Below are 20632 nucleotides of genomic sequence, written 5' to 3'. Positions count from 1 at the left end.
TACATTACTCCATAAATAATGATAAATTTAATTACAAAAAAAGCTCGCTTTAATAGCGAACTTTTTAAATTAACTAAATATATCCATTAGTTAGCAACAATATTAATAATCTTACCTGGCACTACGATTACCTTTCTAATCGTCTTACCATCAGTAAATTCTTTCACCTTTGGATCAGCTAAGGCTTGTTTTTCAATTGCATCTTTATCAGCCTTTAAATCAGTTTTAATGTGAGTCCGAACCTTACCATTCACTTGAACGACCATTTGAACGGTTGATTCTACTAGTTTGCTTTCATCGTAGGTAGGCCATGGTTCATATGCGATTGTTTCATCATGACCACACTTACTCCATAATTCTTCAGCAATATGAGGCGCAATTGGTGAAAGCATCTTAATGAATCCTTCAACATATTCTAGTGGTAGACTGTCTGCTTTGTACGCTTCGTTGATAAAGACCATCATTTGTGAAATTGCAACGTTAAAGCGCATTTGTTCCATATCATTTGAGACGGTCTTAACGGTTTGATTGTAAATCTTGTCTAACGTTCCGTCGTTAATGGTAGTAACCCGGTCACGAAGATGGTTATTATCATCAATGAATAATCTCCATACCCGCTTCAACCAACGATAAGAACCATTAATTCCTTCAGTACTCCATGGCTTAGCTTCCGTCAATGGACCCATGAACATTTCGTAAAGACGTAATGTATCGGCCCCATATTCTTGCACAATGTCATCAGGGTTGATTACATTCCCTTTTGATTTGGACATCTTTTCATGGTTCGTTCCTAAAATCATTCCTTGGTTAACTAACTTTTGGAATGGTTCCTTAGTTGGAACGACGCCAAGGTCATAAAGTACTTTATGCCAGAAACGAGCATATAGTAAGTGCAATACCGCATGTTCAGCACCACCAACGTATAGGTCAACTGGTAGCCAGTATTTTAGTTTTTCAGGATCTGCAATCATTTTATCGTTATGTGGATCGATGTAGCGAAGGTAGTACCATGAACTACCAGCCCATTGTGGCATGGTGTTCGTTTCACGTTTACCCTTCCGACCATTCTTGTCGACCACGTTAACCCAATCGGAAACGTTAGCTAATGGACTTTCACCAGTTCCAGATGGTTTCAAGTTATCAGTATTTGGTAACTTCAATGGTAATTCATCTTCTGGCACTAATGTGGTTTCACCATCTTCCCAGTGAATAACTGGAATTGGTTCACCCCAGTATCTTTGCCGGGAGAAAATCCAATCACGAAGCCGGTAGTTGACCTTCTTATGCCCGACTTTATGTTCAGTTAACCAATCAATAGCTGCTTTAATCGCAGTCTTTTTATCCATTCCATCCAAGAATCCAGAGTTAATGTGAACTCCATCACCAGTGTAAGCTTCCTTAGCAATGTCGCCACCTTCAATTACGGGCTTGATTGGTAGGTCAAACTTAGTAGCAAATTCGTAATCACGATCATCGTGGGCTGGTACAGCCATAATCGCACCAGTTCCATATGAGGAAAGAACGTAATCACCGATCCAAATTGGAATGGCTTCACCGTTGATTGGGTTAATGCCATAAGCTCCGGTGAAGACCCCACTCTTGTTCTTATTTAAATCGGTTCTTTCAAGGTCAGACTTAGTGGAAACTTCCTTCTTGTAGGCCTCAACGGCTGCTTTTTGGTCAGGCGTAGTAATTTGATCCACTAACTCATGTTCAGGTGCTAACACCATGTAAGTAGCTCCAAATAAAGTATCTGGACGGGTAGTAAAGACTTCTACTTGCTTACCATCATGGCCCTTGACCTTAAAGTCAACACTAGCCCCAACGGACCGACCAATCCAGTTCCGTTGCATTTCCTTGATACTTTCAGGCCAGTCCACGTCATCTAGATCGTCAATCAAACGATCAGCATATGCAGTAATTTTCAAGACCCATTGACGCATTGGAACCCGATAAACTGGGAAACCACCCCGTTCAGTTTTACCATTGATAACTTCTTCGTTCGCCACAACGGTTCCACCCATTAAGTCTGGGGCCCAGTTAACTTCGATTTTATCTTCGTAAGCTAAGCCCTTCTTGTATAGTTGTTCAAAAATCCATTGCGTCCATTTGTAATACTTAGGATCAGTTGTATTAACTTCTCGATTCCAATCATACGAAAAGCCAAGTGCCTTAATTTGATCTTTAAAATGCGCAATGTTTTCTTCTGTAAACTTACCTGGATGATGACCAGTCTTCAATGCATATTGTTCAGCAGGAAGTCCGAACGCATCCCATCCCATTGGATGTAAAACGTTCTTACCTTGCATCCGTTTCATCCGCGCCATAATATCAGTCGCAGTATAACCTTCCGGATGTCCAACGTGCAATCCTTTCCCAGATGGGTAAGGGAACATATCTAGTACATAGTATTTTTCTTTATTTTCATCATCACCGGTTGCAAAAGTTTGGTGTTTGTCCCAGTAACGTTGCCACTTCTTTTCAATATCAAGATGATCGTAAGGCATATAAAACTTCCTCCTTTTAAATTTAAAACAAAAATCGCCCCATAGAAAAAACTTTCTATAGGACGATCATTCCGCGGTACCACCTAAATTCTTTACATTTGTAAAGCACTTAATTCCATAACGCGGAAAACGTTTTAATTTACTAATTATCAATTTCAATTAAAATTACCTGCGATGAGTTCACTAGCTAATAGTCTAAATTCACACTAACCATTTAGTCTCTGAAAAAATTAGGATAGCTACTATTTCGCATCCAATTATTTATTTAATTAATGTTATAATAGCAAAGTTGAAGCATAAAAGCAATCATAATTTAATCATAATCTAATTATTAATCCATAAAGGAGCCTGACAATGAAGCTACAACCCGCATTATACTTTAGCCACACCTTGCTATCACAAGTCATTCAATCCGGTGATATCGTTATTGATGGTACCGTAGGTAATGGCAATGACACCGCCTTTTTAGCCGATCAAGTTGGTAAAAACGGTCATGTTTATGGCTTTGATATCCAAGCATTAGCCATCGATAACACAGAAAAGCGATTGAACGCTGCACATTTAATGCAGCCAGTGGAACTATTTCAAACTGGCCACGAAAATATCGATCAAGTTGTCCCAATTGATACTCCAATTGCTGCTGCCATTTTTAATCTGGGATACTTACCAGGTGGTGACCATCAAAAGATCACTACTGCTGATACAACGATTCCAGCCGTTAAAGCATGCTTAAGTCGCTTGACAAAAAATGGTATCGTTGCCTTAGTCCTATACTATGGACATCCCGGCGGCCCAGCAGAAAAGCAGACCGTAATTCAATTCGTAGAACAACTGGATCAAAAACAATACACCGTTTTAAACTATCAATTCATCAATCAAGTGAATCAACCACCCATTTTAATTGCCATCCAAAAAAGATGAAGCCAATCAATTAGGCCTCATCTTTTTTTAGATGGTGATAGGATAGATTAATGATCAACGCAATCATGACAACTACCATCCCTACCACAAACACGTTATGCAATGCATTAAATAAAATGGTTTTTAAACTAGGAATTAACTTAGCTGGTAATAAAACTGCCGTTTCTGGACTCATCAATTTATTGACCTTTTTGATCGATGCTCCATCGATTTGTAATACCCCTACACGTAACGAGGTGTTCATGAAGATTCCAAAGATGGCAATAAATAATGTTTGGCCTAACGTACGACAAAGGACGTTAAATGACGTAGCCGCGCCTACGTCATAATCAGAAACCTTTTGTTGCACAATTACCGTCGTGTTCGTCATTACGATCCCAAATCCAAACCCGCTAAGGGCCGTGGTGATAAAAAACCAGCTTAACGATAAGGTTTGGTTAGCTAGAACAAAAATAATGCTCCCTAATAGGACAAAGCCAATTCCGACAGTCGTAACATACTTGGAATGAATTTTAGTAATCAACCAGCCCGAAGCAAATGATCCTAACACCCATAGAACAGAACTAGGCGTCAGGGCTAATCCTGCAATTGAGGCCTTAAAACCCTTAATTCCTTGAATCCAATTGGGAACATATACTTCAATACACATCACAAAGCCACTAATGAAAAATGCAACTGCATTTTGTGCCACAAATGAGCCATGTTTAAACATCCCCATCGGAATAATTGGATCAATAAATGAATGTTCACGTCGAATGAATAAAACGATACTAGCAAAACAAATTAGAAATAAAAATGCCAGTCTAGATAGTCCCACCGACTTATCACCTAGAATTTGAATCATTAACATCAACGATAACAAAACGACCGTTAAGTAAATGGTCCCTAAGTAATCAATTGATACTCGTTTACGAGTGACCATCGTCTCTTTAAAGTAATAAATAATCAGCCCCATTGTGATCAAGCCGATTGGGATGTTTATTAAAAAGATCCAACGCCACCCTAATGTATCAACAATAAAACCACCCAATAGTGGCGCAATTACTGCTGATATTCCCCAGCCAGCACTATTTAGTCCAATGATCTTAGAACGTTTAGCAAATGGATAAATATCTGCAATCATTGCATATGAAACGGGTAAAATTACCCCCGCGCCCAGTCCCTGCAGGGCACGCCAAACAATCAAGGCTTCCATGCTGCTGGTAATCCCAGACAGTAGGGAACCAACTATAAAAACTGATAATCCAGCCACTAATACCCGTTTACGTCCTAATAAATCTGATAGTTTACCATAAATGGGGGTGGCAATTGAACTGGTCAATAAATAAATTGAAAATACCCAATTCATTAGGGACACGCCATGTAATTCACCCACGATTGTTGGCATTGCAGTTGACACGATTGTTCCCTCAATTGCACTTAAAAAGGTCGCTACGAACAATGACGTTGTCACAATCATCGTATTTGTTTCATTCTTTTTTCCGTTATTCATTTACTCACCTAACCAAAACGATAAAAAAACATCCTAATCGATAATTCAATTAGGAGTTTTTTAATAATTCGCTTATTTATTAAACAATGCTTTTAGTTCATCAACTTTATCGGTATGTTCCCATGGTAGATCTACATCAGTTCTACCAAAGTGACCATAAGCAGCAGTTGCTTCATAGATTGGTCGTTTTAAGTCCAACATCTTAATAATTCCAGCTGGTCTTAAGTCGAAAATCTTTCTAACCGCATCTGTTAATGCTTCTTCTGAAATATCACTAGTCCCATAGGTATCAATAGAAATAGATACCGGTTGGGCCACACCAATTGCATATGCTAATTGAATTTCAAGTTTGTGTGCTAACCCGGCAGCAACGATGTTCTTAGCAATGTATCTAGCAGCATAACTAGCAGAACGGTCCACCTTAGTAGCATCCTTACCAGAAAAGGCACCCCCACCATGATGGGCAGCTCCACCATAAGTATCAACAATGATCTTACGGCCGGTTAGTCCGGCATCTCCTTGAGGACCTCCGATTACGAAACGGCCAGTAGGATTAATAAAGTACTTAGTAGTGTCATCTAATAATTCGCTAGGAATTACTTCTTTAATCACTTTGTTAATCATATCAGTTCTAATTTGGTCTAAGCTAACTTCTGGATCGTGTTGAGTACTAATGACCACCGTATCCACATGAATGGGATGGTTATCGTCATCATATTCAACCGTTACTTCCGCCTTAGCATCAGGCCGTAGGTATGATATTGAGCCATTTTTTCTGAGTTCCGCGGTTTTACGCATTAACTTATGGCTTAACGCAATTGGTAATGGCATTAATTCAGGTGTTTCATCGATTGCATACCCGAACATAATTCCTTGATCACCAGCACCGATTTGGTTCAAAATGTCATCTTCGGACCCTTCTCTAGTTTCTAAAGAATCATCGACCCCTTGAGCAATATCAGGTGATTGTTCATCAATCGCTACCATTACTGCACAGGTATCAGCATCAAAACCGAATGAAGAATCAGTGTAACCAATTCTTCTAATCGTATCACGAACTACCTTTTGAATATTAACATAAGCAGTTGTAGAAATTTCACCAAATACCAATACTAATCCAGTTGTTACGGAAGTTTCACACGCCACCCGTGCATCTGGATCCTTAGCCAAAAGTGCATCCAAGATTGCATCACTAATTTGGTCCGCAATTTTATCTGGATGGCCTTCAGAAACGGATTCTGAAGTAAATAAATGTTTTTCTCTCATAATTAATAATTCCCCCTAAATATTTTGGTTACAAGGCAGCTTCACAGATGTGAATCCTATCGGGAATAGACTCATAACTATATTAGATTATCACAAATGTTAACTAATTAAAAGCAGCGAGCGATTTAATCGAACAATTCCAAATGCTGTTTTAAATACTTACCAGTGATACTATTTGGATTATCAGCGACCGCTTGAGGAGTCCCAGTAGCCACCACTTTTCCCCCTAATAAGCCACCCTTAGGGCCCAGGTCAATGACATAATCCGCATTCATGATTACATCTAAATCGTGTTCAATTACTAATACCGTTGCGCCATTATCAATTAAGCGGCTAAACACATGGTTTAAAACTTGTACATCCTTCGGGTGCAGACCGACTGATGGTTCATCGAAAATAAATAACGTATCGCTTTGATCCTGACCCATTTGAGTAACTAACTTCAATCGTTGCGCTTCACCACCAGATAAAATGGGGGTACTTTCACCTAAAATAAGGTACCCTAACCCCATTTCAATCAACGCATTTAAAATTGATGCCACCTTAGGCACGGTCTTAAAGACTGGTAGTGCTTGTTCAACTGAAAGCTGTAATACATCAGCAATTGAATAGCCATTCCATTTAGCTTTCAATGTTTCATCTGAATAACGCTTGCCATGACAGACCGGACACTGCATTGTCATATCGGGTAAATATTGGATGTCTAATGAAATTACTCCAGTTCCATCACAATTAGGACATGCTCCACTTTTGACATTATATGAAAACCGGCCTGCATTCCAATGATGTTGCTTAGCATAATCAGTTTTCGCAAAAATAGGTCTAATAATGTCTAAAATACCAGAATAAGTGGCCACTGTTGAACGTACATTTTTACCAATCGGCGTAGAGTCAATTTGAACTAAGTTAGTCAACCCAGCATTATTAAATTTAGTAATATAACTTGGTAGTGCTTGATGCTGCTTTTGCTTGTTCATTGCTGTTACAATGCCATCAAACGCCAACGTTGATTTACCGGCCCCAGAAAAGCCAGAAATTACTGACATCCGTTGTTTAGGAATTTTAACATCCACATGCTTTAAGTTATTTCGGTGGGCAATGTCAATTTCTAATGTCCCGAAGTCAAACATCGTATCTGCTGATGCCTGTTTTCGCACAATATCCTTAGCAGTTCCATTTAAAAACGGCGCAATCAATGAATGCTTATCATGTTTTACTTCAGCAACCGTTCCATGATCAACAACTGTACCACCATTCCGTCCTGCCTCGGGACCAATTTCAACTACATAATCTGCCGCCTCAATTACACGAGTGTTATGGTCAACAACGACTAATGTATTACCTTGCGATATTAGGCGCCGAAAAATTTTAATTAGGCCGGTTACATTAGCAGCATGTAGTCCGATTGAAGGTTCATCTAATACATATAAAACACCAGTTGTCTGACTACGTAAAGTACGACCAAGTTGAATTCTTTGTAGTTCCCCAGTGGAAAGGGTATTACCAGCACGGGCTAAAGTTAAGTAGTCTAATCCCATTTCGATTAGTGGGGTTAAAGTATCTTTCAACTCGCCAATTAAATTATTAGCTAACGTATCCATATCATTAGGTAACCATGCTTTTATTGATTGCATAAATTTCATTAATTCATCAATGGTTAAATTGGCTACTTGAGCAATATTTTTATCAACTAGTAACGTTGTTAACAACTTAGGGTTAAACCGTTGCCCATGACAATACGGACAGGTTTGAAATTCATAGAAACGATTTAATCGTTGAATGGCCTTTTCGTTTTTAGTTGTTTTTAAGCTATCTTCCACTGCTGCATATGCATTTTCGTACTTCGCGTTATCCATATGAAATCCCTTACCAGTTTTAGTCGGAATGTTAATTGCATATGTTTTTACCGGACCATGAAATACAATCTCGCGTTCACGTTCGGACAATGATTTAAAGGGAACATCAATTCGCACCCCTGCTGCTTGTGCTACCCATTGCATGAAATTACGTCCTGGAAGCCGCCACGATGCCACAGCACCGTCTAAAATGGTCTTATTGGGATCAGGAACTAATTGATCACTAACAATGCTGCGAACGACCCCGGTTCCTTCACACTTTGGACACGCTCCCGCTGAGTTAAATGCGTAGTCTTCGGCACTAGGAACTTTAAATTTAACGCCACACGTTGGACAGGTTAGTTTGCCCATTTCATCGCTACCGACTAAATCCATTACCTGTGAAACTTTAATCGTGGGTGCAAGACGATGCCCATTCGGACAAACGTGCGAACCTAATCGAGAAAACATTAATCTAATCACATTCATTGCTTCAGACATTGTTCCAACGGTAGATCGACCATTAGGAACGGTCGGTCGTTGTCTTAATGCAATCGCAGATGGTAACGATTTAACTTCCGTCACATCTGCTTTACCAACTTGTGAGATTCGCCGACGCGTATAAGTCGAAAGTGCATTTAAATAACGCCGAGCCCCCTCTGCATATAAAACCCCCATTGCTAATGATGATTTTCCAGATCCTGACACTCCAGTAATTGCAGTAAAGGCATTTAATTGGATATCAACATTAATATTCTTTAAGTTATTAACCTTGGCTCCTCGCACTTCAATTTGGTGCGGAATTGATTCATGATTTAAAAGCGACATAATACCCCTCCACGATTTTTAATAATTATAGTTATATTATATATCAATTAAATTTTTAGACACAAAAAAACGACATCAATAAATGATGTCGTCATCTTTTTATATTTATACCGGAGGTGGGGTTCGAACCCACACGACCTAAACGGTCACTGGATTTTGAGTCCAGCGCGTCTGCCAATTCCGCCACTCCGGCAAAATGAATAATAAAGGCGGTAACCGGATTTGAACCGGTGATAAAGGTTTTGCAGACCTCTGCCTTACCACTTGGCTATACCGCCATGTAAAACTATTTAATGCAAATAATTATGGGATAAGCCTAATCTAAATTGAATCAATAAATCCAAAATAAAGGGCGGTATGTGGGAATCGAACCCACGCGTGTCGGATCCACAAACCGATGTGTTAACCACTTCACCAATACCGCCATAGCATTAAAACAGGGATAGTAGGAATCGAACCCACATCAACGGTTTTGGAGACCGGTATTCTGCCCTTGAACTATATCCCTAAAAATGGAGGGGAGTGGATTCGAACCACCGAACCCGAAGGAGCGGATTTACAGTCCGCCGCGTTTAGCCAGACTTCGCTACCCCTCCGTAAATGGCGCGGGACAGAATCGAACTGCCGACACACGGAGCTTCAATCCGTTGCTCTACCAACTGAGCTACCGAGCCAAAAAAATTGCTAGGGTAAATATTTAATTTTTGATATTATCAAAAAACGGTCCGTACGAGACTCGAACTCGTGATCTCCGCCGTGACAGGGCGGCGTCATAACCAACTGGACCAACGGACCATTTTTAAGCAATATAATCATTAGTAATTCTTAATTACTAATGACCCGTACGGGATTCGAACCCATGTTACTGCCGTGAAAGGGCAGTGTCTTAACCACTTGACCAACGGGTCATAAAATAATATGGAGAGTGAGGGATTCGAACCCTCGAAACAGGCTTTAACCCGTTTACATCATTTCCAATGATGCTCCTTCGGCCTCTCGGACAACTCTCCAAAAAACTCCGGCAGGCGGGCTCGAACCGTCGACAACCTGATTAACAGTCAGGTGCTCTACCAACTGAGCTATGCCGGAATAATCTGCGTGGCAACGTCCTATCCTCGCAGGGGGCGATCCCCCAACTACTTTTGGCGTACAGAAGCTTAACTGCTGTGTTCGACATGGGAACAGGTGTATCCTTCTGGCAATCATCACCACACTATTTAATTGTGAGAACTTCGTTCTCTCAAAACTAGATAATATTTTATTCTTCCGTGAGAACTACCTTACTTGGTTAAGTCCTCGACCGATTAGTATTGGTCCGCTCCATGCATCACTGCACTTCCACTTCCAACCTATTTACCTGATCATCTCTCAGGGGTCTTACTTCCATAAAGGAATGGGAAATCTCATCTCGAGGTGGGTTTCACACTTAGATGCTTTCAGCGTTTATCTCATCCATACATAGCTACCCAGCGATGCGCCTGGCGGCACAACTGGTACACCAGCGGTATGTCCACTCCGGTCCTCTCGTACTAAGAGCAGCTCCTCTCAAATTTCCTACGCCCGCGACGGATAGGGACCGAACTGTCTCACGACGTTCTGAACCCAGCTCGCGTACCGCTTTAATGGGCGAACAGCCCAACCCTTGGGACCAACTACAGCCCCAGGATGCGATGAGCCGACATCGAGGTGCCAAACCTCCCCGTCGATGTGAACTCTTGGGGGAGATAAGCCTGTTATCCCCAGGGTAGCTTTTATCCGTTGAGCGATGGCCCTTCCATACGGTACCACCGGATCACTAAGCCCGACTTTCGTCCCTGCTCGACCTGTATGTCTCGCAGTCAAGCTCCCTTCTGCCTTTACACTCGTCGAATGATTTCCAACCATTCTGAGGGAACCTTTGGGCGCCTCCGTTACTGTTTAGGAGGCGACCGCCCCAGTCAAACTGCCAACCAGACACTGTCTCCCACCACGATGAGTGGTGCGGGTTAGAGTGTTCATACAGCGAGGGTAGTATCCCACCAATGCCTCCATCGAAACTAGCGTTCCGACTTCTATGGCTCCTACCTATCCTGTACAAGCTATACAAACACCCAATATCAAGTTACAGTAAAGCTCCATGGGGTCTTTCCGTCCTGTCGCGGGTAACCTGCTTCTTCACAGGTATCTCAATTTCACCGAGTCTCTCGTTGAGACAGTGCTCAGATCGTTACGCCTTTCGTGCGGGTCGGAACTTACCCGACAAGGAATTTCGCTACCTTAGGACCGTTATAGTTACGGCCGCCGTTTACTGGGGCTTCGTTTCTGAGCTTCGCCGAAGCTAACTCATCCACTTAACCTTCCAGCACCGGGCAGGCGTCAGCCCCTATACTTCATCTTACGATTTTGCAGAAACCTGTGTTTTTGATAAACAGTCGCCTGAGCTTTTTCACTGCGGCTGCACATAGTGCAGCACCCCTTCTCCCGAAGTTACGGGGTCATTTTGCCGAGTTCCTTAACGAGAGTTCACTCGCTCACCTTAGGATACTCTCCTCGACTACCTGTGTCGGTTTGCGGTACGGGTAGTTAACTACTAACTAGAAACTTTTCTCGGTAGTGTGACGTCAACGACTTCCCTACTAAATTTCGGTCCTCATCACACCTTGTCAACCCGGTATTAAGCATTTGACTCAATACCTGACTTAGTGCTTGAACATCCATATCCAACAGGATGCTACGTTTAGCCTCCTACGTCCTTCCATCGTTCAAACATAGTTAACTAGTACAGGAATCTCAACCTGTTATCCATCGCCTACGCTTCTCAGCCTCGGCTTAGGTCCCGACTAACCCTGGGAGGACGAGCCTTCCCCAGGAAACCTTAGTCATTCGGTGGATCAGATTCTCACTGATCTTTCGCTACTCATACCGGCATTCTCACTTCTAAGCGCTCCACCAGTCCTTACGGTCTGACTTCATTGCCCTTAGAACGCTCTCCTATCACGTAACAAAGTTACGTCCACAATCTCGGTAATATGCTTAGCCCCGGTAAATTTTCGGCGCAGGATCACTCGACTAGTGAGCTATTACGCACTCTTTAAATGGTGGCTGCTTCTGAGCCAACATCCTAGTTGTCTATGCAACTCCACATCCTTTTCCACTCAGCATATATTTAGGGACCTTAATTGGTGGTCTGGGCTGTTCCCCTTTCGACGGTGGATCTTATCACTCATCGTCTGACTCCTGGATATAAATCAATGGCATTCGGAGTTTATCTGAATTCAGTAACCCAAGACGGGCCCCTCATCCAAACAGTGCTCTACCTCCATGATTCTCGACTCCAAGGCTAACCCTAAAGCTATTTCGGAGAGAACCAGCTATCTCCAAGTTCGTTTGGAATTTCACCGCTACCCACACCTCATCCCAGCACTTTTCAACGTACACGGGTTCGGCCCTCCGGTGTGTTTTACCACACTTTCAGCCTGGACATGGGTAGATCACCTGGTTTCGGGTCTATCACAACATACTAAAGCGCCCTATTCAGACTCGCTTTCGCTACGGCTCCGATTTTTCGTCTTAACCTTGCATGTTATCATAACTCGCCGGTTCATTCTGCAAGAGGCACGCTATCACCCATTAACGGGCTCTAACTGCTTGTAGGCACATGGTTTCAGGAACTATTTCACTCCCCTTCCGGGGTGCTTTTCACCTTTCCCTCACGGTACTGGTTCACTATCGGTCACTAGGGAGTATTTAGCCTTGGGAGATGGTCCTCCCGGATTCCGGCAACGTTTCACGTGTATTGCCGTACTCAGGATCCTGAACTGAGGGGATTAGATTTCGTCTACAGGGCTATCACCTTGTGTCGCAGAACTTCCCAGATCTTTCGACTATCTAATCCTTTGGTAACTCAAATGTTCAGTCCTACAACCCCATCGAGTAAACTCAATGGTTTGGGCTGATCCCCGTTCGCTCGCCGCTACTGAGGGAATCGAATTTTCTTTCTCTTCCTGTGGGTACTTAGATGTTTCAGTTCCCCACGTCTGCCTCTTAATGAGTATGAATTCGTCATTAAGTAATAATCGATAAAGATTATTGGGTTTCCCCATTCGGAAATCTCCGGATCAAAGCTTACGTACAGCTCCCCGAAGCATATCGGCGTTAGTCCCGTCCTTCATCGGCTCCTAGTACCAAGGCATCCACCATGCGCCCTTAATAACTTAACCTATTACCACGAAGTGGTATTTGGTTAATTGAGTAAATACGAATAAACTATTTAAAAAACTCAAAATAACGCGGTGTTCTCGGTTGAAATTGTATTTAATACAATTCAATTTGGAAAAATTAAAATATTATCTAGTTTTCAAAGAACCAAGTTGAGAGTAGACCTCTCAAAACTAAACAAAACTATGACTGCATAAGGTTCCGAATTATTCCTTAGAAAGGAGGTGATCCAGCCGCAGGTTCTCCTACGGCTACCTTGTTACGACTTCACCCTAATCATCAGTCCTACCTTAGGCGGCTTGCTCCTCAAAAGAGGTTACTACACCGACTTTGGGTATTACTAACTCTCATGGTGTGACGGGCGGTGTGTACAAGACCCGGGAACGTATTCACCGTGGCATGCTGATCCACGATTACTAGTGATTCCAACTTCATGTAGGCGAGTTGCAGCCTACAATCCGAACTGAGAACGGCTTTAAGAGATTAGCTTAACCTCGCGGTTTTGCGACTCGTTGTACCGTCCATTGTAGCACGTGTGTAGCCCAGGCCATAAGGGGCATGATGATTTGACGTCGTCCCCACCTTCCTCCGGTTTGTCACCGGCAGTCTCACTAGAGTGCCCAACTTAATGCTGGCAACTAATAATAGGGGTTGCGCTCGTTGCGGGACTTAACCCAACATCTCACGACACGAGCTGACGACAACCATGCACCACCTGTCATCCTGTCCCCGAAGGGAACGGCTAATCTCTTAGCTTTGCAGGAGATGTCAAGGCCTGGTAAGGTTCTTCGCGTAGCATCGAATTAAACCACATGCTCCACCACTTGTGCGGGTCCCCGTCAATTCCTTTGAGTTTCAACCTTGCGGTCGTACTCCCCAGGCGGAATGCTTAATGCGTTAGCTGCGGCACTAAAGGGCGGAAACCCTCTAACACCTAGCATTCATCGTTTACGGCATGGACTACCAGGGTATCTAATCCTGTTTGCTACCCATGCTTTCGAGCCTCAGCGTCAGTTACAGACCAGACAGCCGCCTTCGCCACTGGTGTTCTTCCATATATCTACGCATTTCACCGCTACACATGGAGTTCCACTGTCCTCTTCTGCACTCAAGTTTCCCAGTTTCCGATGCACTTCTTCGGTTAAGCCGAAGGCTTTCACATCAGACTTAAGAAACCGCCTGCGCTCGCTTTACGCCCAATAAATCCGGACAACGTTTGCCACCTACGTATTACCGCGGCTGCTGGCACGTAGTTAGCCGTGACTTTCTGGTTAAATACCGTCACGATATGACCATTTCCTATCATACCCGTTCTTCTTTAACAACAGAGTTTTACGAGCCGAAACCCTTCTTCACTCACGCGGCGTTGCTCCATCAGACTTGCGTCCATTGTGGAAGATTCCCTACTGCTGCCTCCCGTAGGAGTATGGGCCGTGTCTCAGTCCCATTGTGGCCGATTACCCTCTCAGGTCGGCTACGTATCATTGCCTTGGTAGGCCATTACCCCACCAACAAGCTAATACGCCGCAGATCCATCCTAAAGTGATGCAAACGCATCTTTCAAACAAAAACCATGCGGTTTTTGTTATTATGCGGTATTAGCACTTGTTTCCAAATGTTATCCCCCGCTTTAGGGCAAGTTATCTACGTGTTACTCACCAGTTCGCCACTCGTTTCGATGTTAAGTCAAGTTAATGCAAGCATCAACTATCATTAACGGAAACTCGTTCGACTTGCATGTATTAGGCACGCCGCCAACGTTCGTCCTGAGCCAGGATCAAACTCTCATCTTAAGATGAAAAGCTTAACTTAGCTCTTCTAATATTGTTACTTTTAAGCGAATTGACTTCGCATAAGATTTTGTCTTCATAATTAATTATGAAGTTCCTTACACATCTTTGTCATAATTTTGTTCAGTTTTCAAAGACCTACTCGTTAACTTAAAGTTATTTATTTTTTAAGTCAACTATTTAATTATAGTATGAAGTGTTTTTAATGTCAACAACTTTTTTTATAAAGTGTTGAACAAGTAAAGCACCTCAACGACAACAAAAAATATCTTAACAATATTAACGAATAGAGTCAACCCTTTTATTCAGAAATTTTTATTTTTTCGATCATTATCTCTTTTAATGGGCTATCAGCATCATCGACCGGAGATTTTGCAATTTCATCAACTACATCCATTCCGTCAATTACCTGACCAAAAACCGTATGGCGAAAATCAAGCCATGGCGTACCACCATATTCTTGGTATGCCTTAACAATTGGTTCTGGGAAATTAGCATCCTTTAATTGTTCTAGCATATCAGCATTTACATTGTGATTTTGTACAATGAAGAATTGACTTCCATTTGTATTTGGACCAGCATTCGCCATTGAAACTGCTCCGCGAATATTATAAAGCTGATCTGAAAATTCATCTTCAAATGGCCGGTGCCAAATACTTTCACCACCATTACCAGTTCCTGTTGGATCACCAGTTTGAATCATAAAGTCATTAATGACCCGATGAAAGGTACAATGATCATAGTAGTTAGCTTCTGCTAATTCAGTAAAGTTTTTGACTGTATTTGGTGCCTGCTTTGGAAACAACTGCATTTTAATATTACCCTTATTGGTAATAATTGTTGCATAAGGTCCGTTTGCTGCTTTTATTTCTAACTGTGGGTATTGAGTCATCCTCATCCTCCTGTATTTTAAATCGTATTCAATCGGATAAAAGTACAAATAATATTATCTATGCTTTAGAATATAAAATCAAATATAAAAATTGATTTTTTCTAAATTTAACATGGTAAAGCTAATCTTACTAAAATGTTTCTGGTAGAATTATAAATACTAATTTTAAAGGGAGCGAAACATTTGGGAACATTAATCGACTTTACATTAAATATAGATAAACACATTGTCAACATTGTAAATACATTTGGCGATTGGACATATCTAATCTTGTTTGCTGTAATTTTAGTAGAAACCGGAGCAGTGGTATTACCATTTCTTCCAGGGGACTCACTACTATTTGCAGCAGCTGCACTTTCAGCAAGCGCTAACTATTCACTTAACATTTGGATCTTTATTTTATTATTCTTAATTGCATCCATCGTTGGTGATTCCGTTAACTTCTTACTAGGTGAAAAAATCGGAACTAGATTATTAGACAATAAATGGGTTCAAAAGGTAATCAAACCTGAACACGTTGACAAAACCCATGCTTTTTTTGAAAAGCACGGAGCAGCAGCTATCTTTCTTGCTAGATTCATGCCAATCATCAGAACGTTAGTACCTTTCGTAGCAGCCAGTGGTAAAATGAGTTATAAACAATTCGTACTGCATAATGTTCCGGCATGTTTCACATGGGTCTTAATCTGTTGTGGTGCTGGATACTTCTTTGGTAATATTCCATTTATCCAAGAACACTTCTCTGCTGTAATTCTAGCAATTATCTTCATTTCATTATTACCTGCCATTATTGGTGTCATTAAAGGTAAACTAAGCAAATAAAATAAAGGATGACTCTAATAATGAGTCATCCTTTATTTTTGGGCCTTAAACTTATTAATCCAAGCCAATACAGTATTAAGTTAAATATTAGAACCAGTCCAATTATAAATAATAATAACTGTAAGAAGAATTCAATTGGTAATGCCAATATGATGGGATCGTGGTTGGGGTTGAATACCCAATCTCGATTTCTAAAAAATAGTTTATGAAACATAATAAAACTACTTTGAAAGTTAATCAAAACTAACGTAACAAAAACTGCTAAAGAAGTTAACATCACCTTAATGGGAATTAAAAATTGCCATAATCTATTTCGGCTAAAGTTATAAATCAAACTCCAAATTGATGCAACCCCACTAATCAATGCTACCAATTCATTAAAAAGTAACAGCCGTTTAACATCCCTAAAATGTTCAATCCCATCAGGTGAACTTTTAAATGAATGTAAATCGAGTTGATTAATTAACGGATTCTGTAAATAGTCAATAACGCGTCGATAATCGGCCATGATGGCATCAGCTGAAACTCCGGTTGCTTGAACTAAATGCAGCCATCTAATATTAAGTTGATATAAAAAGGTAGCATTCGCTACGATCATAATTGAAAAACTAATAAAAAAGATTTCAAATATGATACATAGTAAGTATGCTTGCCAATTAATCCTCATCCGTTAATTGCCAATCATCTAAGGAATCCACCTGCCAAGTTGGTTTAATGGATTTAGTTGCAATTTGTTCCTTTGTTGAAACCCCGGTGTAAACTAATAATGTATCCATCCCCACATTGATACCAGCTGAAATATCAGTCATGTAGTTGTCCCCAACCATTACTACTTGTTGCTTATCCAAGCCGATAATCTTTAGGGCATTATTCAAAATAATTGGTTCTGGCTTACCGATTAAAGTAGGCTCTACTTGAGTTGCATAACGAACTAGTTCCACTAATGAACCAGCACCCGGTAACATGCCGCGTTCATTTGGAATGTTAGTATCCGGGTTGGTTCCAATGAACCGCGCCCCGTTCTTAATTGCTAGGGTTGCAACACAAAATTTTTCATAGGTAACATCCGTATCCAAGCCAACAACTACATAATCCGGATGATCATCCGTAATTTCAAAGCCCCGACTTTCAAGGGCATCGATCAAGCCAGTTTCTCCAATAACATACGCCTTTCGATGATTATTATCAGCCTGATTATCCATAAAATCAGCAGTTGCTAGACCAGCAGTGTACACGTTATCCTCACTAACATGAATATCATGATTATTAGCTAAATTAGCGACAACATCCTTGGGTAACTTAGTCGTATTGTTAGTAACAAATAAAAATGGAATTTGTGCTTGTTGAAGTCGTTCAATAAATCGTTTTGCAGCTGGGATTCTTTTTTTACCAGCATAGATGGTTCCGTCCAAGTCGATAAAATATCCTTGATAGCGTTTCATTAAAATGAATCTCCTTTATTTTTGTTTTTGGCGAATCTTAAAATGACGTTGGCCCTTACCCTTTGATTCAGTGACCACCGTTGCTTTCCGACGATTAATTGGTGGTTTTCGTTTCGTAATTTTTTCTTCGATAAACGCATGTTTATTATTACGCTTCCGATTCCTAGTTTTATACGAATTACTTCGACTTTTAGTTGGCTTAACACGTCGTGCCTCTAGGTTATGCAAGATAAAATAGGGAGCGCCAAAGTTACAATATTCGACCAAATAATCCTTTACGTTACTAATTTTATCTGCTGGATTCACATTTTGTTCATCAGCAAAGAAACCAGTTAATCGCAATTGATCATAACCAATATCACCTAGAATATAGTCATACTTACTAAAAAAGGTATTATACGTTTTCCGTAGTGATTCTAAATCAAAGGCATCCCCTTCATTCGCCACTAATTGATACTTATATCCGTTAATGGAAAAATTATCCTCATCAATTTGATTAATTTGAGCTAAGGGGCGTCTTGATGCCCGTTTTATTTCTGCTAATTCTTCAATTTTATTCCGGTCCAAGCCATCCCTCCGTTCTATTTATTTTGATTTAATGGATATTGACTTGCTAAGTAGTCACTAAACACATCCCGTAGTGGTTGGTCATAATACATTTGATTCCGACCAGCAATGGAGACGGTTGGGAAAAATGGAATGAATAGATAATGGTCTAATAAGGCGATTTCGTATTGCGCTTCATTTTTTACGATTGAACCATCAAAAATGACTGTATCATCGTCAGCATTATATTCAATTCCAGACATCTCTAGTTTACCAAAAATATCGCCTCTAAAGCCCATTCCCTTTTGGGGGAAGCGACTTAAAAAGCGCTTGTTCTTTTCCATTTCACGAACTAGCCGCCATAAATTATATCCACTTAGTGTTGTTTTCATTACGTGCATTGAATGGGGTAATAACTTATGAATTTGGTTTTTATCAATGATGCCCTTAGGCAGGTCGGTCAAAAATAGGCCATCGTTTAAGACCGCTGCTTTCGTTTTCGCCTTATGTTTCATGGCTGCCATCCCAATTTGGGTCAATTCACTACCGTTTACCCAATCTTTTTGAATCGAGTGGTCCAAGTTAGCAACCTTACGTTCTGCTAGTAGTCGTTCTCCTTCTAGCTCGTAACCATCAATTTCAGCTTGATCACCGCTCATTGCTGGTAAATCAGCAGTTTTGACAACGGATTCGGATTTATTAATAATGTGATGAGCATCATCAATTTCCAATTTAGTCGTCCCAATATAATGTCCCCACTTTTGACAACCAGTCAATAGGGTCCCATTATCCATTTCGCCATGTTCAAGCAAGTGGTGAGTATGGGAACCAAAGATAACGTCAAATTCAGGATGCAATTTAGCATTGTTCCGATCTGCACTAATCCCTAAATGGGATAACATCAATAAACCGTCATACTTGCCTTGATTAGCAGCTAGGGATTCATTGATTGCAGTTTGTTCGTCAATCGGCAACCAGCCCACTAATGGGTACGTTAAAATATATGGTGCAGTAAATCCCATAATCATTAACCGTGTCCCATTATTAGTAATAATCGTCTTCGTAGGTTGGGCCCACTTTGGATCTTGTTTCGTTTTTAAATCCTTGAGGTTCGCTAATACAACATCAAAATTAGCATCATCATAAAGATGGTTCAATTGATCGTGAGTATTAGTAAGGCCTTCATTATTTCCGATGGTGACTGCATCATAATGCACTTCATTCATCAACCTAACGTTTGCTTGACCATTCGTAGCCTCGGTCAATGGATGCACACGATCAACGGCATCCCCAATATCAAATACTAATACTTGATATCCAGCCTGTTCTAAACGCTTCCGTTCATTTATAATGTATCTTCTAATTTTAGGCCAATTTTCTAAATGTGAATGCATATCATTAGTGTGTAAAATAGCTACTTTCTCAGTCAAATGAATCATCCTTCCTAGCGTCGTTTTGCAAGATCAATTGCTTTACCAGTAATCATTTCTTCAATGTCAGATTCGGATAATGGCGTGCCAAATGGTAGTTGATAACTTAGGTAGGCTAATTCTGGACTATCAACTCCCACATTGATGTTTTCTTTAATGGGCACTGAATAATGATGAATATGCCCATGTAAACTAATAATTTGATTAACAATTCCTAACATAAATGGATAATGAGTTAGATAATACTGCCGATGATCGAACTTAAGCAACACCCCTACATCATGGAATTGAAACTTAGGTTTTCCGTTCAATGGATAATTATGCTTAGCTAAAAACTTAAAGAATGCCCGACTATCATGATTACCCTTAATTAATACTAAGTTACCATTTAATTGGTTTAAAACATCTAGAATCGCTTGATAGGCATCATTAACGGGTTTAATAAAATATAATGCGATATCACCCAAATGATAAACGGTATCGGTAGGTTTTACCCGTTGATTCCAGTTATTGATTATCGTTTGATTCATTTCTTCAACACTGGCATATGGGCGTGGTGCAAAGTCATTTTGCCCTAAAATATCCTTATGGAAAAAATGCGTGTCAGCAGTAAAATAATTCATTTTATATCACCTTCATCATATATTATATTACATCATTTTCA

Annotated in this window: 12 protein-coding genes, 10 tRNA genes, 3 rRNA genes, 1 riboswitch and 1 other annotated feature; of the genes, 2 read left to right on the top strand and 23 right to left on the bottom strand. The window is 40.7% G+C overall.

From position 1 onward, the window contains the following. Positions 1 to 86: 86 nt before the first annotated feature. On the bottom strand, positions 87 to 2507 hold the full coding sequence (gene leuS / locus R4146_RS04675) for a leucine--tRNA ligase (protein WP_339960261.1): 2421 nt from the start codon (positions 2505 to 2507) through the stop codon (positions 87 to 89). Positions 2508 to 2562: 55 nt separating this feature from the next. After that, positions 2563 to 2772 (bottom strand) — a binding site (T-box leader). A gap of 89 nt (positions 2773 to 2861) precedes the next feature. On the opposite strand from leuS, the gene mnmM reads away from it, so the two are divergent. Then, entirely contained in the window at positions 2862 to 3428 is a 567-nt protein-coding gene (gene mnmM, locus R4146_RS04670; protein ID WP_339960260.1) for a tRNA 5-(aminomethyl)-2-thiouridylate-methyltransferase MnmM, read from the top strand. Positions 3429 to 3438: 10 nt separating this feature from the next. Here the strand turns inward: mnmM and R4146_RS04665 are convergent, their stop codons facing one another. The 17 genes from R4146_RS04665 to R4146_RS04585 form a co-directional block, all read right to left on the bottom strand. Beyond that, a complete protein-coding gene (locus tag R4146_RS04665) occupies positions 3439 to 4920 on the bottom strand; it encodes an MDR family MFS transporter (RefSeq protein ID WP_339960259.1) in 1482 nt (493 codons plus the stop codon). Positions 4921 to 4992: 72 nt separating this feature from the next. Then, the gene (gene metK / locus R4146_RS04660) at positions 4993 to 6186 is read right to left on the bottom strand and encodes a methionine adenosyltransferase (protein ID WP_339960258.1); all 1194 of its coding nucleotides are present in this window, start codon (positions 6184 to 6186) and stop codon (positions 4993 to 4995) included. After that, positions 6184 to 6268: riboswitch (SMK box riboswitch) on the bottom strand. It overlaps the preceding gene by 3 nt. A gap of 43 nt (positions 6269 to 6311) precedes the next feature. Next, entirely contained in the window at positions 6312 to 8849 is a 2538-nt protein-coding gene (locus R4146_RS04655) for an excinuclease ABC subunit UvrA (protein WP_339960257.1), read from the bottom strand. Positions 8850 to 8957: 108 nt separating this feature from the next. After that, positions 8958 to 9042 (bottom strand) — tRNA-Leu (locus tag R4146_RS04650). Positions 9043 to 9056: 14 nt separating this feature from the next. Then, positions 9057 to 9127: transfer RNA gene (locus R4146_RS04645), tRNA-Cys, on the bottom strand. A gap of 73 nt (positions 9128 to 9200) precedes the next feature. Continuing rightward, positions 9201 to 9273, bottom strand: a tRNA-His gene (locus tag R4146_RS04640). Between the two features lie 13 nt (positions 9274 to 9286). Further along, positions 9287 to 9357: transfer RNA gene (locus R4146_RS04635), tRNA-Trp, on the bottom strand. Between the two features lie 5 nt (positions 9358 to 9362). Further along, positions 9363 to 9445: transfer RNA gene (locus R4146_RS04630), tRNA-Tyr, on the bottom strand. A 5-nt stretch (positions 9446 to 9450) separates the two neighbouring features. Further along, positions 9451 to 9523 (bottom strand) — tRNA-Phe (locus tag R4146_RS04625). A 47-nt stretch (positions 9524 to 9570) separates the two neighbouring features. Continuing rightward, positions 9571 to 9644 (bottom strand) — tRNA-Asp (locus tag R4146_RS04620). Positions 9645 to 9685: 41 nt separating this feature from the next. Continuing rightward, positions 9686 to 9757, bottom strand: a tRNA-Glu gene (locus R4146_RS04615). 11 nt (positions 9758 to 9768) lie between these two features. Further along, positions 9769 to 9859 (bottom strand) — tRNA-Ser (locus tag R4146_RS04610). A 6-nt stretch (positions 9860 to 9865) separates the two neighbouring features. Then, positions 9866 to 9938: transfer RNA gene (locus R4146_RS04605), tRNA-Asn, on the bottom strand. A gap of 7 nt (positions 9939 to 9945) precedes the next feature. Beyond that, positions 9946 to 10062, bottom strand: a 5S ribosomal RNA gene (gene rrf, locus R4146_RS04600). A 71-nt stretch (positions 10063 to 10133) separates the two neighbouring features. After that, positions 10134 to 13048: ribosomal RNA gene (locus R4146_RS04595) — 23S ribosomal RNA — on the bottom strand. A 215-nt stretch (positions 13049 to 13263) separates the two neighbouring features. Beyond that, positions 13264 to 14839, bottom strand: a 16S ribosomal RNA gene (locus R4146_RS04590). Together the 16S, 23S and 5S rRNA genes with 10 tRNA genes alongside form the textbook arrangement of a ribosomal RNA operon. Positions 14840 to 15137: 298 nt before the next feature. Further along, positions 15138 to 15728: a peptidylprolyl isomerase gene (locus tag R4146_RS04585; protein WP_339960256.1), complete on the bottom strand. Its 591-nt coding sequence runs from the start codon at positions 15726 to 15728 to the stop codon at positions 15138 to 15140. Between the two features lie 183 nt (positions 15729 to 15911). Here R4146_RS04585 and R4146_RS04580 point away from each other — a divergent pair, with 183 nt between their 5' ends. Further along, positions 15912 to 16550 carry a VTT domain-containing protein gene (locus R4146_RS04580; RefSeq protein WP_339960255.1) on the top strand — a complete coding sequence of 213 codons (639 nt, stop codon included), beginning with the start codon at positions 15912 to 15914 and terminating at the stop codon, positions 16548 to 16550. Between the two features lie 25 nt (positions 16551 to 16575). Here R4146_RS04580 and R4146_RS04575 read toward each other — a convergent pair whose 3' ends face one another. Genes R4146_RS04575 through R4146_RS04555 form a run of 5 tightly spaced genes read right to left on the bottom strand, consistent with a single transcriptional unit; the run spans position 16576 to position 20591 of the window. After that, the gene (locus R4146_RS04575; RefSeq protein WP_339960254.1) at positions 16576 to 17217 is read right to left on the bottom strand and encodes a TIGR01906 family membrane protein; all 642 of its coding nucleotides are present in this window, start codon (positions 17215 to 17217) and stop codon (positions 16576 to 16578) included. After that, complete coding sequence (locus R4146_RS04570; protein WP_339960253.1) at positions 17207 to 17992, bottom strand: TIGR01457 family HAD-type hydrolase; 786 nt, start codon at positions 17990 to 17992, stop codon at positions 17207 to 17209. Before R4146_RS04570 ends, R4146_RS04575 begins: the two co-directional genes overlap by 11 nt. Positions 17993 to 18007: 15 nt before the next feature. Then, entirely contained in the window at positions 18008 to 18559 is a 552-nt protein-coding gene (locus R4146_RS04565; protein ID WP_339960252.1) for a YutD family protein, read from the bottom strand. 14 nt (positions 18560 to 18573) lie between these two features. Continuing rightward, a complete protein-coding gene (locus R4146_RS04560) occupies positions 18574 to 19968 on the bottom strand; it encodes a bifunctional metallophosphatase/5'-nucleotidase (RefSeq protein WP_373695338.1) in 1395 nt (464 codons plus the stop codon). Between the two features lie 14 nt (positions 19969 to 19982). Then, entirely contained in the window at positions 19983 to 20591 is a 609-nt protein-coding gene (locus tag R4146_RS04555; RefSeq protein ID WP_339960250.1) for a metallophosphatase, read from the bottom strand. Positions 20592 to 20632 lie beyond the last annotated feature (41 nt).

This window comes from Nicoliella lavandulae, assembly GCF_037546185.1.
Classification (GTDB): Bacteria; Bacillota; Bacilli; order Lactobacillales; family Lactobacillaceae; genus Nicoliella; species Nicoliella lavandulae.
This window is presented reverse-complemented; position numbering and strand designations above follow the sequence as displayed.